This window comes from Campylobacter sp. RM12647 (assembly GCF_020138135.1).
GTDB lineage: Bacteria > Campylobacterota > Campylobacteria > Campylobacterales > Campylobacteraceae > Campylobacter_E.
This window is the reverse complement of record NZ_JACGAS010000015.1, coordinates 25,188-43,015: the sequence shown is the minus strand read 5'-3', so window position 1 is coordinate 43,015 and position 17,828 is coordinate 25,188. Positions and strand designations below refer to the sequence as shown.

The window sequence follows — 17,828 nt, the reverse complement described above, 5'->3', positions numbered from 1 at the left end:
TTATAAAAATTTAGCGGGAATTTCAATTAGTGAAAACTCTATATTTTTAGTAGCATTACTACATAATATTGGAATGTTTTTAATGATTTTTTGGATATTTATACATTTATTTGCTTTTGTTTTTAAGACTAATAGAGCACTTTTAGGTGCTATGTTTGGTGGAAAAATTGATGCTAAATATGTATTAAAAAGACATAAATTATGGCATGAAGGTGTAAAAGCCGCTAAAAAGGTCTTAAATATGTTATGAGCTTTACTAGAACTAAATTATAAATTTGATTATTTGTTTAGTTGAAATTGATACCGATGAAATATACTTAAGAAAATAAATTTTCATAATATAAAAATAAGAAAAATTAGTAAAAACAAAGGACAATTTTAAGCAAATTTGCAAGTATTAAACAAAGCCAAAAATTATTACTAACTTTACTAAAAAAGGCATAAATCATACAATCAAATAAAAATATTATATTTATTTTGTAATACCAAAATATAGTTTTAAGAACTACTAATATTTTAAGATTAAATTAAATATTTTCAGTTAGATAACAGGTATAAAAAAGTTTGTCTATTGTATTATTTCGTAGTTATTTCTATTATTAAATCTTTAAAAGAACACTTTAAACAAACATTGATAAATTAAAGCTTGTGATGATTTATAAGAATTTAAATTTGCTTAAAATATAGTCTATTATTGTTTTACTTTTAGCTTTGATTTTACTCAAATCTTCAACCAAGAAAAACTTAGAAAATATAAATATATTCAAATAACGCTCAATAATAGAAAAAATAGCGATAGATATTAAAAAAATCGCAAATAATATAAAGATAAAAAATACAAAATTTTCATTAGCTAAATTCTTATTTGAAGTGGCAAAAATTATTGTAATAATAGCGCTAATAAAACCAAAAATAACGCTCAAAGCATTGCTAAAAGAAAAGCCATTAATTTTGCTTTTTAAAATATAAAAAGCATTACAATTAGGACATTTTAGACTAATAAATCCTAAATCTTTTTTATAAGTTAATTTTGAGATTTTACAAGAACAAATATCACACTTTTTATTGATAATTTCCACTTTAATTTCCTTGTAGCAAAATGTTTTATTTTATATCAGATAATACTTGTGATTTTATCACTAATTTAAATTCTTTTAGCAATTCAACTTTTAAGCTGTGTTCTATTATTTTACATAAAAATTTATAAATATTTTAAGAAATGGCAAAGCGCCATTTCTTGCTACAAACCATATCCGTTTGAGACTTTTTTCTTAATTTTCTCTTCTTTTTTAATTCTACAAATATCACCTTTTTTTATATTACCGCTTGATATATTTGCATAACTTTGTTTTTCGTTATTTCTAATAATCTCTACAACTCCTGAAAAATCTTCAGTATAGCTCTTCTCTTTTGTTCTGCTATCAATAATTACCTTTCCTTTTGCAAAACAATCTAAGATAGTTCCAATAGGTATTTTTTGAGTAAAAACAGCAAGATTATTGCTAATATTTTCTACCACTGGCGGATAAATACCTGAATGAAAATTCTCAACCATAGTTTTTGCAATTTTATTTATAAAATTATCAATTTCTACATTATTTAACTCTTTAAATTCATATTGTATTGTGCTTGTATTTGAATATTTTATCTCTTGAGTAGCCATTAAAATAACTTGATAATTTATAGTTGCACTAAGTTTTGATTTACCTATGCTATTTGTGTAGCTTGAATGCTTACCAGGAATATATTTAAATGATGCTACATCAAACAAAAACACATAATCAGCCCCTAAAGTATGACCTAATCTTAATGCTTCATCTTTACTAGCATTATTTTTAATAAATCTTGCTTCATTTTCTGTTATGTTTTGATTATCTCTATCTAATAAATTAAATTTTCTAGCCTTATAAATCTCATTTTGTATGGCTGTTTTTAATGTATTTAAAAACACCAACTCTTCATAACCAATACTCATCATATTTAATTCACTAATTCTAGGAACTACAATCAAATTATGCTTATTTGTATTTTGACCTGGGATTTTATAATGTTTATTAGAGCTAATTTTTTTAACCTGAACTACTACCTTATAACCATCAGCAGTCTGCATTTTGCTAATTACATCAAATGAATTAAATCTACCTTGTGTTGCACGAGATATCTTTTTATTATAAGTTTCTTGATAATTTATATCGCCGTTATTATTACTTGCTTGAACTTTATTTTGATGAGTGCTTTTTATATAAGCACCATTTAATTTCCCAATGGCTTCTGCAAGAGCATTATCAACTGCTTGTTCATACGTTAGACCATATCCTTCACCAGTAGCAGTTTTTATGCTAGTTTTAGTAACAATAGCAGCATTTAGGCTTATTACTAAGCCTAAAATCATAATTAATAACTTTTTCATACAAGCTCCTAAAAATCATCTGTTACTTGATTGTTATAAATTAGCATTGATTTTTGCACTTTAATAGGTTTTACATCTTTGCTTGTTGCAGTTTTTTGACCAGTTTTTACTGCACTAATTTGTTCATTCTTTTTATCAATTTGTTTAATATTACTTAAAGAATAAGAAACCATAGAACCAACAACTCCAACATCGCCTAAATCTTGATACCATTGTTCTATTATCTTCATTCCTTTAGTATTTACCTTGCTATGAGTTTTTACTATTTTAGAAAAAGAACTTGATATAGTATTTTCAACACTACCTTCTTCATATACTCCATCATTAATAGCGCCTTCAATTATAGTAAACATAGCATTTTGAATAGTTTTCATTTCGGCAGTGTAATTTTTTTGTAAATCTACATAAGAACCTAAAAATTGTGCTAAATTATCTTGAGCTACCATTTCTGATTTTTCTGTATTTGTTTCTTGTAATTGATATTTTAAAGCAGGTTTTTGCTTGTATGATTTTAAAGAAAATGATAATAATGCAGGTCTACAATTCTCATCCCAATAAAACATTGTTCCTACCCTGCCTAATCTTTCTTCATCGCTCATAGCTTTTATAATATCTGTTACTTTTTTGCAAATTGCTTTATTTTCTGGTTCTGGAATTTCAATACCCTTAGTAAGACTATTATAAAGCTGAATTGACCTATCAGATACATAAGCAATCACCCCAAGTCTTGAATTACCATCTTTATCTGTATCAATTACGCTCATATAAGTTACCAAACCTTGTGCTATACCCGAACCACTTTGACTTATATTAGAAGCAAATGTATCTGAAAATATTGCACTTTTTGCTATTGCTTTTGCTTGTTCTTTTTGAGCTTGTGAGTAATCTTGTATATCTAAATTGGGGTCTATTATAGTTTTTATTCTATTTAAAACACCATCCACAATTTCTTCATAGCTTTGTTCTCTTTTCATAGCTTTTAATTCAGCTTTCGCTTCATTTTCAAGCTCACTTTTTAGCTTTTGTGTATCTTCTGTCTTATCAGTTATAGCCAAAATAGCGCTACTTATATGCCTTAAACCATTCTCAGCTATTGCTTTACTTTTAATTTCTAGCATAGCCTTTTGAAAAGCTGTATCTAAATAACTATAAAAATTTACCCCGCTCTTATTTTGTGCTAAAGGGACAATTTTTGCCCCTACAAATAAAATCTCATCTTTGTTTTGCAATTCATTTTTTATACAAGCTATATATTTATCAAACTTACCTTTTTCACCTTCACAAACTTTTATTGGACTTTCACTTGCAAATGTTATTTGACTCATTAATAATACTGCTGTAAAACCCAGAAGTGTTTTCTTTAACATTGTTAACTCCTTAATAACTTTTATTAATTTCTTCTCTACCTTTCCACTCTACAACTCCTGTTGCTAATCTATTAATAGATACATCTAAATAATACGCAACGCTACCATTTTGTATATTTGTTAGTTGTCTAATCACACCCCTTAAAGAATGAGTAGGTCCTACTAAATGTCCTGATTGAACAATTTTATCTTGGTCAAAATCTTCATTTCCTTCAAGAGATTTAGCTATCGCATAAGAATTACTCGTGCTACCATCACCCGATACACTATCAATATAATTTGCTAATTGATAATCAATAATAGCATTAACTAATGCTTCTTTTATTTCTTTAGGGCTAAAGTTTTGTCTTGTATTGTTTTTAATTCTTTCTACCATTAAATTGCACGGGTAATCTCCGCAATTTAAAAACTTATCACTTCTAACTTTTGCGTAATACATTTGTTTTGCAAGCTTATCAGTAACTAAAGCAAAATCATTTGAACCCATATTTGAATGTTTACTATCATATAAAGCACCTACTGGTATTTTATCAATCCCAGTTACTAATATTTTATAATTCACAGAATCATCAGTAGGAGCTAGGTATAGCAAACTTTTTGTATCGTAGCTTGATATTCTGAAATAATCAGTAGTTAATCTCTCGTTAAACGCATCTGTAGTCATACCATAAGCATCTTCCCAAGTAATTTTTACCTTATAGGCCTTTTGGTCTTTAGTTTGACTTGTTAGTTTTAAATTCACAACTTCACGATTACCTTTTTTACTCTTTACTAACTCACAACCTAAATATTTTAAGTCTTTAGCATTTGCATAAGTTACATTAGGGCATTTATCTAATGCCCTAACAATATCATCTGCACTTAAAATAGAGTTTTCATTACTTACGCTTGCACTTACAGGAGAGTTTTGATTACTTATACAAGCACTAAATAATAATCCAACTAATAATATTGAATATTTTTTCATTACTCAGTTTCTCCTATTTTCAATTATGTGAAATATTACCTTCAATTACTTTTATATAATTTGTGCCTATTTTTGGAGATTTAACATAAATTAAGTAGTTTTTATTTTTATCTAAATTAGATTTTGAAAATATTTCATTTCCTTTATTATCTGTGATTTTAATATCTCCTGTATTATCAAGTACTGTTAATTGATAATCTTTTGGAAGTCCCACAATACGTCTTAAATCACTAAGACTAACAGCTTCAGTAGCTTTATTTGCCGCAAATCCTAATAATGGACTTTTATTAGCTGCACTTACATTTATAGCAGTTTTAACAGCTGCATCAAAAATAGCTTTTATCATAATATTTTTTATATTGCTGTTATAATCTTTTGTAATAATTTTATCCATATCAGCTAATTGTTTTGTATTTTCTGTATTACCATTATTACTTACTTCTAAATATTCATAAGATGATTTACTATCAGTTAGTTTAGGCAACACTCCACGAGCATCAGTAAGCCCACCAATAGCTTTGATAATATCATCATCTAATTTTGTATTAATATTTAAAGCTGCATAAGTAACTGCTAATCTAACAGAATTATCTTTTAAATGGTTTAAGTCAGCTGGAATAGGAAAGCTCATTTCATAATCTTCTAAGCCTTTTGATTCCCCGTTTTCATATACTACAAATACATGATTTGTATCAGATTTGTTATCCCCATAAATTTTATCAAAAACACTTGCTAATACTTTGTTATCAACATCTTTCTCTTTGATTTTTAACAATCTTTGTCTAACCTCATCAACTTCTTCACCACCTTCTAAGATTCCACCTACAAATTGCATAAATTCAACATAAGTATTAATAAATCCTTGCTCTGCTTGAAGAATTTTGCAATCATCACCTATAAAGCTATCTTCTGATTTTTTATCATTTTTGCAATTCATACCAATTAATTCTTGTGTATTGTCATTAATAGCACTATTCGCTAAATTTTGGATGATTTTAAATACGAAACTATCTTCGCCACCCATATTTTGAGCTAATTTGGTGATTTCTGATTTATATTTTTCTTCAATTTTTGCTTGCTCATCACCAGCTAATCTAAACAATCTATTAGCTGATTCAAAAATAGGATTATTACTACCTTCTACTGCTTCTTTATTAAATAAAACACTTGTTGATAATAATTGGTCTATTCCTTGATAAGTTCTTAAAATTGGTAATTCATAAAATAAACCTTTATAATCACCCAAGCTAGAATTGCCAAAACTATTTACTGCAACATCAAAAGATTTAAAAGAATTTGTATAATCACCACAATATAATAATTTAATACCTTCTGCACTTCCGTTATATATAGGGTCTTTTGTAACTTCGTTGTATTTGCAAACGCTATCTTTGTTTGCTTGAATATTGTATAGATTGCTAAGTTTTGAATCTAAATCGCCTTGTCCTCCTGTAGAAAAAGAGCAAGCACTAAATGTTAATACCCCCCCCCAACAACACCGATGTAAGTAGTGAAATTTTAATTTTCATTGTTTCTCCTTGAGTTAAAATTAGGGTATTATTATATAAAAAATAAAAAAAATATCAATATAAAATATAATATTTTGTGGTTATTGGTTAAAAATAATAAAAAATATTATCAAACTAATATTTATAAAACTTTATTAATTTTATTTTTAACTTATAATTAATATAAAAATATTTTGTTTAATATATTTAATTATGAAAAATTAATTCAAATAATTATATTAAAAATAAAAATGTGTATTCTAAACTACAACTCATTTTAATTCTTCTTTTAATTTATTTAAATAATTTTGATAAACATCATTAGAGCAACTACCACTGCTAGAATAATTACCTAAATCAAGATAATAATTATCAACAAATAACCTAGCAAAGGAATTAGAAATTCTATCAAAATCAGGATGCTCTGGGATTTTTAGTCCTCTAAAAGACATATATGATTTTGCGTAACTACAATCCACAAAATAACCATAAATATCATAATTTATTAGCTTATCTTTACTAAGTCTAGTTGGTAATTCTGAAGCTTCTTCTTCAAAGCGTTTTTCATATTTTTTATAATCTTCATATAATTGCACTTCTTTATCAACTATCAATTTTACACTTTTAAAAAATTTTCCATCTATCGTATAGTTTTGCTTTTTAATTGTGCTTAATAATAAGGTATTTGGTTTTTTAAGTTCTGTTACTTCGTGTTTTGGACTTTGCTGTAAATTAAAATGACTTATTAATAATATTCCGTGAAAAGCAATCATTAAAAATGAGAAAAAATAAAAGATAACTTTAATAAATTTTTGATTTTGTTTCATTATTAACTTATAAAACCACCAAATTAATAGTGAAAATACAATTGGTAGCAATAGTTGTAAAACTACAAATCCCCCACCGATATCTCTATCAATAAGCCCAACTCTTATAACCAAATAAAAAAATAAAATATATAAAGCTATTATAAATCTAGGATAAAGGTTCATTCCTATAAAAAATGTAAGGGCAAAAAGCGTAGGATAGGTAATAAAAAATGGCACATAATCTATAGGAATTAAAATACTAATAATTCCACTAGCTAAACCATGTAAATTATCTAAAAAATATGTTAGATATATTAAAAACTCATTCATATCCTACCTTTAAAATAAAGTTAATTTAGTAATAATACATTCTTTATTACACTAAATCAAACCAAAAATCTTAAGCAAAACAATAACTAATCTAATAATAAAATAAACACAAGCTAACTGCAAACCAAATATAACAACTTTCATAAAAGGATTGTAGTATTTGTTAAAAAATCTAAAAGCTTTATCATAGTATTTATAAAAAAATCTAAAAATATTAAAACCACGCACGCCGTATTTTTTATATATTGACAATTGTTTTAGAAGTAGTTCTGTTTCTTTTACATGTTCTTTGAAAAATTCCTTCTCGCGTCTAAAAGCATCAAGCAAATCCTCATAATACCATGCACAATCATGATAAAACTTCTTTGGTATATCATTTATCATAGTTATATTTTCATTTTTCATAATCTCTTTACAAGTAGCATGAACAAAACTATGACTAGGATTATCGCTTACTATCACACGCACTGCACCTGATGTCTCTCGTGCAAAACGCTTTAAAAGAGTCTCGTACATAATTTCAAATTCCACATAAGCTTTGTATTCTTTTGTATCATGTAATTCTTTGTTTAAGCGAGAGCTAAATATATTATAAATATCAACACACTTAAACATATCGCTTTTTAAGGTTTTTAACAAGCTTTGCTCGTCTATATCAAAAACCCTTATAAAAGCGTTTTTCAAGCTTGTATTTGTATCAATATCCAAAAACTTTAAAGCGATAGTTTTATCAATACTTCTTGTATCTTTTATATCATTTACCCCTTCGCAAAAAACGGTGTATTTATTAAAAACTCCAAGATATCTTAAATCTAAATGCTTTGCTATATAATCAAAATACCCTGTATCATCAGCAATATCCAAAATCTCGTTTGCCTCATCTAATGATAGTTTTGTTTGTTCTAACTTTTGTTTAGTCATCTCATCTAAAACATATACTTTTCTTCCATAGCCTTTACAAGCTAACAAAGCATCTTTTACTACGCTAAAGATTTCATCTTTGCTAAGCGGTGATTTATCTTTAATGTCTAAAACTCTACATATATAATCATACCCTATTACATTAAAGCCTTCTTTGTTATCTTTAATAGTAGAATCAAGCACTTTTATATCTAAAATCTCATAGATATAATCATACATCTCGTTTCCAATCATCTCGTGCAAATTATAATCTATCACAAGCTCTATAAAGGTATTTTGATACCACATAATATACACAGCCTTGCTAAGATAAGCATGGTCAAGCTCTGGATCTTCATAATGATAGCATTCAAGCAAAAAACACTCTTTATCACTATCAAATAAAAACTTTTTTCTTTCTGGAATAGTTTTATACCTTCTATTGTAAATGTTAAAGATTTTAGATAATTTATATTTTTCATCAAGTTCTTTTGTGATTACTACATTTTCAAAAGCCATTTTTACCCCACTTTTTATAATATTTTAAAATAATACTATTTTTATATTTTAAAATCATTGTATTTTTTAAATACCTTTAAATTAAAATATATAATATGAAAAATATCAATAAAAACATCTAAAGCATTTATTTAAATTCTACTAATTTTAAAGAATTTAAAACAAGATTTGAAAGCTAAAAAATGTAGTTAAAAATTATAGCTATTTAAAATATTCATATTTATTTAAATATTGTAATTAGAAAATGTATTGTGATATTAATAATAAATAAGGGGATTATATCCCCTTATAATTAGTCGTTTTTATGAATTTGTAATTTTGCTCTTGAATAAAGTCCCGTTCCAACAGGTATCATTCTACCTAAAACAACGTTTTCTTTTAAGTCTTCTAAATAATCTACTTTACCAGTTACACTAGCTTCAGTTAATACCTTAGTAGTTTCTTGGAACGAAGCAGCTGAAATAATACTATCACTGCTAACTGACGCACGAGTAACACCCGTTAAGCGTGGTTCTGCAATAGCTGGACTTCCACCAAATTTCATAACAGCTTCGTTTTCTTCAGCAAATCTACGCTTACTTACTACATCACCTACTATAAACTTAGTATCTCCACTATCTATAATGGTTACTTGTCTTAACATTTGCGAAATAATAATTTCTATATGTTTATCACTAATTGCAACGCCTTGTCCGCTATAAACTTGCTGAATTTCGCTAATTAAATAATGGTGCAATGCTTTCTCGCCTAATATTCTTAAAATATCATTACTTGTAATTGTTCCATCAGTTAAACGCTCACCTGCATGAACCATCTCACCATCTCTTACTTGGATTTGGCTATGGCGGTCAATTGTATGCTCAACTAAATTGCCATCAGCACCTTCTATAGTAATAACTTGACGCATACGGCTAGCTTGACCTAGTCTTACAATTCCATCAATCTCAGCTAATGTAGCAGGGTTTTTAACCTTTCTTACTTCAAATAATTCAGTAACTCTTGGAAGACCACCCGTAATATCCTTAGACTTAGTTGCTGCCTTTGGAGTTTTAGCTAAAATTTGAGCTACTTTTACCTTTTCATTATTATTTACATAAATAACGGTTTTTGATTCTAGTTGATATCTGATTGTGCTTCCATCATCTTTTGTAATCACAATAGCAGGTTTCATACTAGCAGGTAAATATTCATTAACTACTAAAGAGCTATTTCCTGTTAATTCATCAGTTTGCTCTTCAACACTAAAGCCTGGTTCAATATCTACAAAGCTTACAACACCATCACTCTCAGCTATTATAGGGTTATTATATGGGTCCCATTGAGCTATTATATGGCTTTCATTACTTGCATCTGTAACTATTAAATCATTAGCGTTTTTAATTATTTCATTACTTCCAAATTCTATTTTAGATTTTCTTGGAACATAATGGCGAATAGCTTCTCTATCATTTCCATCTGAAATAATTACAAATAAACCTTTTTCATTAACTATATGACCTTTTTTAAGCTCAATTTTTTCTAAACCATCGCTTTTTTGAATGTAATAGTTTAATTTACCAACCGCATTTGCTCTAATATCTTGAGCTACTGGTGCTCCATCTTCTATTAGTAATTCTGATGCGTAAGGAATACGTCTTGGAATGTTATAGTCTTCTTTAATAACTTCAACTATACTTTCATTTTCAACAACTTTATCACCTTCTTTATAAGGTAAATAAAGCTTTCCTAATAAGTTTCCGCTAACACCAGCTAATTCGTTGATTTTTGCAACATCGTGTTTTCTTAAAATATATTTTTGCTCTTTTTTACCTGATTTTACAACTATAGTTATATCATCGTGCGCATTAATATATGAAATACTTCCATCAAATGGAGCTTTAATCTTAGGCTCAACTAAAAGGATATTTGCATTTCTACGATTTGCGATAATTTGTTTGCCTTCATTATTTTTATAAGTTTGAACATTATAAAATCTTATGAAACCTTCTTTCTTAACTTCTACTTGTCTATCTTGCATATCAGTTGTAGCAGTTCCCCCGCTGTGGAAAGTTCTAAGTGTTAGCTGAGTTCCTGGCTCACCGATTGATTGAGCTGAAATAATACCAACAGCTTCACCAGTTTTAACTAACTTACTTTCAGCAAGGCTAATTCCGTAGCACTTAGCACAAATTCCTTTTTTAGCTTTACAAGTAATTGGAGTTCTAATTGTAACTGATTTGATATTGCTTTGAACAATGCTTTTTGCTTTTACTTCATCAATTAATGTGCCTTCATTAAATAATACTTCATTGCTAATTGGATCAATAACATCATCAGCTAAAACCCTACCTATAATTCTATCGTGTAAGTTTTCAACTACAACACCATCAGCAGTAATTTCACTAACTTCTATACCTTCGTGAGTTCCACAATCATTCATAGTGATTTTCACATTTTGAGCAACATCAATTAGCTTTCTTGTTAAGTGTCCTGCACTTGCGGTCTTTAACGCAGTATCGGCAAGACCTTTTCTAGCTCCGTGAGTTGAGATAAAGTATTCAAGAACATTTAGCCCTTCTCTAAAGTTTGAAGTAATTGGTGTTTCAATAATAGAACCATCAGGTTTAGCCATAAGACCACGCATAGCTGCTAGCTGTGAAATTTGAGCCGTTGAACCCCTAGCACCTGAATCAGCCATCATATAAATTGAGTTAAATCCTGCTTTATCGTTTTTCATTAGATTAATCATATTTTTTGATAATTCATTATTAGTATTTTTCCAAATATCAATAATTTTATTGTAACGCTCACTAGCAGTGATTAGACCTTGGTTAAATGAGTTTTGGATTTCTCTTACTTTTGCTTTTGCATTTTCTATATTATCGCTCTTTTCATCAGGAACAATAATATCAGCAATAGAAATTGAAATACCAGCTTTTGTAGCGTATTCAAAACCTAAATTCTTAAGATTATCAAGGAAACTTGCACTAATTTCTAAGCCACCATTTTTATAAACATAATCAACTAATGCTCCGATATCCTTTTTCTTTAAAACCTTATTCCATAATTCTTCAGGAACAAAATCAGGTAAAATTGATTTGATAATTAAACGACCCGCAGTAGTTTTAATACTCTTACCATTTACAACTGATTTGATTGTAGCATGAATATCAAGTGAGCCTGTTTGCATAGCCATTAATACTTCATCAACACCAGTGCAAATCTTATTAGCACCTTTTGCATCTGTTTTTTCAAGCGATAGATAATAAATACCTAAAACCATATCTTGTGATGGAACTGTTATAGCTTTACCACTTGCAGGTAATAAAATATTCATTGAGCTTAGCATTAATATCTTACATTCTGCTATTGCTTCTTGGCTAAGTGGAACATGCACAGCCATTTGGTCGCCGTCAAAGTCAGCGTTAAATGCAGCACAAACTAAAGGGTGTAACTGAATAGCTTTACCTTCAACTAGCACTGGATGGAAAGCTTGAATTGAAAGCTTGTGTAGAGTTGGTGCACGGTTTAGCATTACAGGATGATCTTTTACTACTTCTTCTAAACATTCCCATACTTCGTTAGTCTTTTCGCCTATCATTTTATGAGCTTGTTTAACCGTAGTTGCATAACCTTTTTCTTCAAGTTTAGCTAATAAATGTGGTTTAAATAATTCTAAAGCCATTTGTTTAGGTAAGCCACATTGATCCATTCTAAGTTTTGGACCAACAACAATTACGCTACGACCTGAAAAGTCAACACGCTTTCCAAGTAGGTTTTGTCTAAAGCGTCCTTGCTTACCCTTGATGATTTCAGTAAGTGATTTTAGAGTTCTTTTGTTTGCACCTTTAGCTGCTCCTGTTTGTTTTCTAGCGTTATCAAACAATGAATCAACAGCTTCTTGAAGCATTCTTTTTTCGTTTCTAATAATAATTTCAGGCGCATCAAGTTCAATTAATCTTTTTAAACGAGAGTTTCTGTTAATTACACGACGATATAAATCATTCACATCAGAAACAGCAAATTTTCCACCATCTAAAGACACTAATGGGCGTAAATCAGGTGGTAAAACAGGTAAGCATGTAATCATCATCCATTCAGGGCGATTTCCTTCTCCACTTTGAGAACTTGCTAAAAAGCTTTCTACAATTTTTAATTTTTTAATAATTGCAGGTTTTTTTGATTTTGGAGCTAGCTCGCAAGCTTCTTTTAATTCTCTTACCATATCTACTAAATCAAGTTCAGCTAATAAATCATGAATTACTTCTCCACCCATTCTAGCTTTAAAGCCAGTATCTTCATATCTTTCATTTAAAGCTTGGAATTGTTCTTCGCTGATTACGCTATATTTTGTAACTTTTTTATTATCATCATAAGTTGCAGTATGCGCATCTCCAACAGCTTCTACAATATATGCTTCATAGTATAAAACACGGCTTAAATCTTTTGTAGAAATATCTAAAAGTGTTGAAATTCTTGCAGGTATTGCATTTGAATACCAAGTATGAGCCACTGGAGTAACTAATTCAATATGACCCATTCTAGTGCGACGAACTTTACTTGTAGTTACTTCAACTCCACATTTTTCACATTTAACGCCTTTAAAACGCATTTTTTTATATTTTCCACAAAGGCACTCATAATCTCTAATTGGCCCAAAAATCTTAGCACAAAATAAGCCGTCTCTTTCAGGCTTAAGTGTGCGATAGTTTATAGTTTCTGGTTTTTTTACTTCACCAAATGACCATGAACGAATAGCCTCAGGGCTAGCTATTTTAAACCCTATGGCATCAAATTGACTTGGTTTTTCTTCTTCGTTAAGTTGGATTTTTTTATATTTCTTATTCATCATCATTATCCTCTTTATAAATCTCAACATCTAAAGCTAAAGATTTTAGCTCGTTTGTAAGAACAAAAAATGTCTCAGGAATTCCTGCTGAAGTTACATTTTCTCCTTTTGCAAGTGCTTTATACGCTGCAAATCTTCCATCAATATCATCAGATTTAATAGTTAGCATTTCTCTTAAGGTATGTGCTGCACCATAAGCTTCTAATGCCCAAACCTCCATCTCTCCAAATCTTTGACCTCCGAATAATGCTTTACCACCAACAGGTTGTTGTGTAACAAGACTATATGGACCTGTACTTCTTGCGTGAACTTTCTCATCTACTAAGTGGTGAAGTTTAAGCATATACATAACGCCCACATTTACACGCTCTTTCATCTTTTCGCCTGTGCGACCATCGTATAGCTCACTTTTGCCATCCATATCTATTCTAGCCATTGCAAATAGTTTTTTAAATTCTTCTGCAGTTACACCTTCAAAAACAGGAGCTCCAAATTTAACGCCCTTACTCCAATCTCTTGCGTGGCGAATAAACTCATCATCACTCATATCTTTAAGATAAACTTTAGCGTCCATTAATCTTGAAATATCGCAAATATCAATCATTTTTTGGCGTAATTCTTTAATAAAATCAGCTCTTTTTGCATCAAATATTTCTTGAATTTGTTCTCCTAGTCTAAGTCCTACTAAACCTAAATGGCTTTCTAGAATTTGACCTATATTCATACGGCTTGGAACACCTAGTGGATTTAAAACAATATCAACAGGTCTTCCATCAGGTAAATAAGGCATATCAACTTCAGGAACTATGCAAGAAACTATACCTTTATTTCCGTGACGACCTGCCATTTTATCCCCAACTTTTAACTTACGCTTAGTTGCTATATAAACTTTTACAAGTTTTACTATACCATTTTGTAAAATATCATCTTTTTCTAATATTTCTAATTTTTCATCATGCTCTTGTTTTAGAGCTTTTTTCTCATTTTGGAAATGATTTTTTAAATTCTCATAATAAGCTTGCACATCTTTAGGATAAGCTTTAATAATACTTCCAATAGCAAAACGATTTAAATTAGATAAATCATCTTCTTTTACGATTTCACCTTTTTTATAAGATGTTCCGCCTATAGTTTCAGCTTTTTCTAAAGGAGTTTCTTTTAATAATTTAGCAATCTTTAGATTTTCTTCTCTATCCATCATTAATAATCTATCATGATAGTCTTTTTCTAATACTAAGCGTTCAGCGTCTTGAGCTGCTTTTGCACGAGCATCTTTTTCATGACCTTTTTTTGTAAATACTTTTACATCAATTACAACGCCTTCAACACTAGCACCTGCGTATAAAGATTTATTAACTACATGACCTGCTTTTTCTCCGAAAATCGCTCTTAATAATCTCTCTTCAGGAGTTGGTTTTACTTCACCTTTAGGAGAAACTTTACCTACTAAAATCATACCAGGTTTTACATGCGTTCCGATTCTTACAATACCGCTTTCATCTAAATGTGCTATATCTTCATCTTTTACATTCGGAATATCACGAGTAATTTCTTCAACGCCATCTTTTAATTCACGAGCTTCTATTTCTTTTTCATAAACATGAACACTAGTAAATGCGTCTTCACGAATCATTTTTTCGCTCATTACAATAGCATCTTCGTAGTTGTAACCATTCCAAGGCATAAATGCAATTAAAGCATTTTTACCAATAGCAAGCTCTCCTTGATCCATAGAAGGACCATCTGCAATTACTTGTCCTACTTTTACTATATCGCCTTTTCTTACAATTGGTTTTTGAGAAAATGTTGTATTTTGGTTTGTTCTTAAGTTCTTTTCTAGTTTGTAATGGTCTATATATAAACCATTATCATCTTCGCCTAATATAAATATATTATTGCTATCAACTTTTTCTACTTTACCTGAACGCTTAGCTTTGATTGCTTCCCACGCATCTCTTGCTACTACTCTTTCCATACCTGTTCCAACTATTGGAGCAGTAGCAGTAAGCAATGGAACTGCTTGACGCTGCATGTTTGAACCCATTAGTGCACGGTTTGCGTCATTGTGTTCTAGGAAAGGAATTAACGAAGCTGCAAGCCCAACGATAGCCCCTGAAGTAAGGTCAATAAGTCCTACATCTTCGCGTTTTGCTAGTATCGTTTCTCCATCTATTCTAGCTTCAATTAAATCATCAACAATATTTCCATTTTCATCTACTTTCGTAGAAGCTGGTGCAATACAAATTCCTTCTTCTTGAGTAGCTGTTAAATACACGATTTCATCGCTTATTTTACCATCTACAACTTTTCTATAAGGAGCTTCAACAAAACCTAAATCATTAACTTTTGCATAAGTTGAAAGCGAGTTAATAAGACCGATATTTTGACCTTCTGGAGTTTCAACAGGACAAATTCTTCCATAATGAGTTGTGTGAACATCACGAGCTTCAAAACTTGCTCTTTCTTTTACTAAACCACCCTCACCTAAAGCCGATAATCTTCTTTTATGTGTAACTTCACTAAGTGGATTTGTTTGATCCATAAATTGTGATAATTGACCGCCCGTAAAGAAATCAAGTAGTGTAGAAGTAATCATTTTTGAATTCACTAAATCACTTGGCATTAATTCTTCAATAGGAGTAGTAATTGAGCTTAATTTATCTTTAATACCTTTTTGAATTTTCGCAAAACCTATGTGTAATTCATTAGTTAATAACTCACCAATAGCTCTAATTCTTCTATTTCCTAAATGGTCTCTATCATCTAAATATCCACGACCTGATTTAATTCTGTAAAGATATTGAATAGTTTTTACTATATCTTCTCTAGTTAAAACGGTTACATATTCAGGAACATCAAGTCCTAATTTATGGTTCATTTTCATACGACCAACTCTTGTTATATCGTATCTTTCAGGGTTAAATAACATATCTAAAATATAAGTTTTTGCTGCTTCTAAAACAACAGGATCACCTGGTCTTAATACTCTAAATATTTTAGCTATTGCAAATTCTTCTTCATTTTCATAATTTTCTGAACGCTTAAATGATTTAAACATATCTAAATCATTTTGAAGAGTTTTTAACATTGAATCATCAATTCCTGAACCAACATCATTAGCTATTTTAAAATCACTACCATTATGAACTAAAGCAATTAGCTTATCTTCATCAAGCATTGTAAGAGTATCAAATAATAATTCCCCAGTATTTTTATCATATACAGGCTCTGCTAATTGACGATTAGCTAAAATATCAACAGGATATTCTATTAATTTTAAACCTGATTCTTCAAGCTCTTTAATTTTTCTTTTAGTTAATTTCTTACCTGCTTCGTGAACAACTTCACCTTTTTCATTAATTAAATCAAATTCAACTCTATCGCCTATAGCATTAATATCAAATTTTGTATAGAATTTATGTTTTTTTAGTGTTATTGTTTGAATTGGATAAAATAATTGAATAATATCTTCTTTGCTATATCCTAATACTCTTAATAAAAGTGTTGCTTGGAATTTTCTTCTTTTATTAATTCTTGCATATAAAATATTTTTTGAATCAAATTCAAAATAAATCCAAGCTCCTCTATCAGGTATAATTTGGCTAGAATAAAGTAATTTATTACCTTCTTCGCTTTCTTTAAAAATAACACCTGGACTTCTATGAAGCTGATTTACAACTACTCTTTCAACCCCATTGATAACGAAAGAAACTCTATCTGTCATTAAAGGTATATCACGAATAGTAATATCTTGTTCTTTTATATCTTTAATTCCAATTTTTTCACCAGTTTTTTCATCTCTATCATATAACGTCAAGCGAATTTTTGCACGCAAGTTAGCTGCATAAGTAAGACCTCTTTCCATACACTCTCTTACTGTGTATTTAGGCTTTACAAATTCACAAGATACGTAATCTAAACTTAATCTATTTTGAGAATCACTAACAGGAAAAAAAGATTTAAAAACTTTTTCTATACCACTTTCCCTGTCTTCATTACCAATATTTAAAAAATAATCAAAGCTTTTTTGCTGTAATTGTAATAGATTTGGAATCTCAATTTGCTGTGGAACGTTTGAAAAATCCACCCTTAATCTGTTTCCTGAATGTAAGCTATTTAACATATATGTACCTCTTGGTAAGTTTTGAAAGAATAGTTTTGTTGTAAAAACAACACAATACAAAAATAGC

Annotated in this window: 9 protein-coding genes and 1 pseudogene; 1 reads left to right on the top strand and 9 read right to left on the bottom strand. The window is 29.4% G+C overall.

Annotated elements, in window-relative coordinates; all coding sequences use genetic code 11:
* Positions 1-250 (top strand): annotated as a pseudogene (locus AVBRAN12647_RS06605) (cytochrome b/b6 domain-containing protein); the annotation flags it as partial.
* A 406-nt stretch (positions 251-656) separates the two neighbouring features.
* Here the strand turns inward: AVBRAN12647_RS06605 and AVBRAN12647_RS06600 are convergent.
* The 9 genes from AVBRAN12647_RS06600 to rpoB form a co-directional block, all read right to left on the bottom strand.
* Complete coding sequence (locus AVBRAN12647_RS06600) at positions 657-1,079, bottom strand: hypothetical protein (protein ID WP_239803262.1); 423 nt, start codon at positions 1,077-1,079, stop codon at positions 657-659.
* 161 nt (positions 1,080-1,240) lie between these two features.
* The gene (locus AVBRAN12647_RS06595) at positions 1,241-2,410 is read right to left on the bottom strand and encodes a hypothetical protein (RefSeq protein WP_336614887.1); all 1,170 of its coding nucleotides are present in this window, start codon (positions 2,408-2,410) and stop codon (positions 1,241-1,243) included.
* Positions 2,411-2,418: 8 nt separating this feature from the next.
* Positions 2,419-3,777 (bottom strand): hypothetical protein, encoded by a 1,359-nt coding sequence (locus AVBRAN12647_RS06590; RefSeq protein ID WP_336614886.1) that lies wholly within the window; start codon positions 3,775-3,777, stop codon positions 2,419-2,421.
* Between the two features lie 10 nt (positions 3,778-3,787).
* Positions 3,788-4,744, bottom strand: coding sequence for a hypothetical protein (locus AVBRAN12647_RS06585; protein ID WP_336614885.1), 957 nt, complete (start codon positions 4,742-4,744; stop codon positions 3,788-3,790).
* Between the two features lie 19 nt (positions 4,745-4,763).
* Entirely contained in the window at positions 4,764-5,990 is a 1,227-nt protein-coding gene (locus AVBRAN12647_RS06580; RefSeq protein WP_336614884.1) for a hypothetical protein, read from the bottom strand.
* Between the two features lie 534 nt (positions 5,991-6,524).
* Positions 6,525-7,391 (bottom strand): hypothetical protein, encoded by an 867-nt coding sequence (locus AVBRAN12647_RS06575; protein ID WP_336614883.1) that lies wholly within the window; start codon positions 7,389-7,391, stop codon positions 6,525-6,527.
* 51 nt (positions 7,392-7,442) lie between these two features.
* Positions 7,443-8,810: a hypothetical protein gene (locus AVBRAN12647_RS06570; RefSeq protein ID WP_336614882.1), complete on the bottom strand. Its 1,368-nt coding sequence runs from the start codon at positions 8,808-8,810 to the stop codon at positions 7,443-7,445.
* Between the two features lie 292 nt (positions 8,811-9,102).
* A complete protein-coding gene (rpoC, locus tag AVBRAN12647_RS06565) occupies positions 9,103-13,641 on the bottom strand; it encodes a DNA-directed RNA polymerase subunit beta' (RefSeq protein ID WP_442862233.1) in 4,539 nt (1,512 codons plus the stop codon).
* Positions 13,631-17,761 carry a DNA-directed RNA polymerase subunit beta gene (gene rpoB, locus AVBRAN12647_RS06560; protein ID WP_336609655.1) on the bottom strand — a complete coding sequence of 1,377 codons (4,131 nt, stop codon included), beginning with the start codon at positions 17,759-17,761 and terminating at the stop codon, positions 13,631-13,633. The genes rpoC and rpoB overlap by 11 nt, the downstream gene beginning before the upstream one ends.
* Positions 17,762-17,828: the final 67 nt, after the last annotated feature.

Bases quoted from the DNA above. Each gene is read 5' to 3' on its own strand.
- AVBRAN12647_RS06595 (WP_336614887.1), bottom strand. From the start codon at position 2,410: ATGAAAAAGTTATTAATTATGATTTTAGGCTTAGTAATAAGCCTAAAT.
- AVBRAN12647_RS06590 (WP_336614886.1), bottom strand. From the start codon at position 3,777: ATGTTAAAGAAAACACTTCTGGGTTTTACAGCAGTATTATTAATGAGT.
- AVBRAN12647_RS06585 (WP_336614885.1), bottom strand. From the start codon at position 4,744: ATGAAAAAATATTCAATATTATTAGTTGGATTATTATTTAGTGCTTGT.
- AVBRAN12647_RS06575 (WP_336614883.1), bottom strand. From the start codon at position 7,391: ATGAATGAGTTTTTAATATATCTAACATATTTTTTAGATAATTTACAT.
- AVBRAN12647_RS06570 (WP_336614882.1), bottom strand. From the start codon at position 8,810: ATGGCTTTTGAAAATGTAGTAATCACAAAAGAACTTGATGAAAAATAT.
- rpoC (WP_442862233.1), bottom strand. From the start codon at position 13,641: ATGATGAATAAGAAATATAAAAAAATCCAACTTAACGAAGAAGAAAAA.
- rpoB (WP_336609655.1), bottom strand. From the start codon at position 17,761: ATGTTAAATAGCTTACATTCAGGAAACAGATTAAGGGTGGATTTTTCA.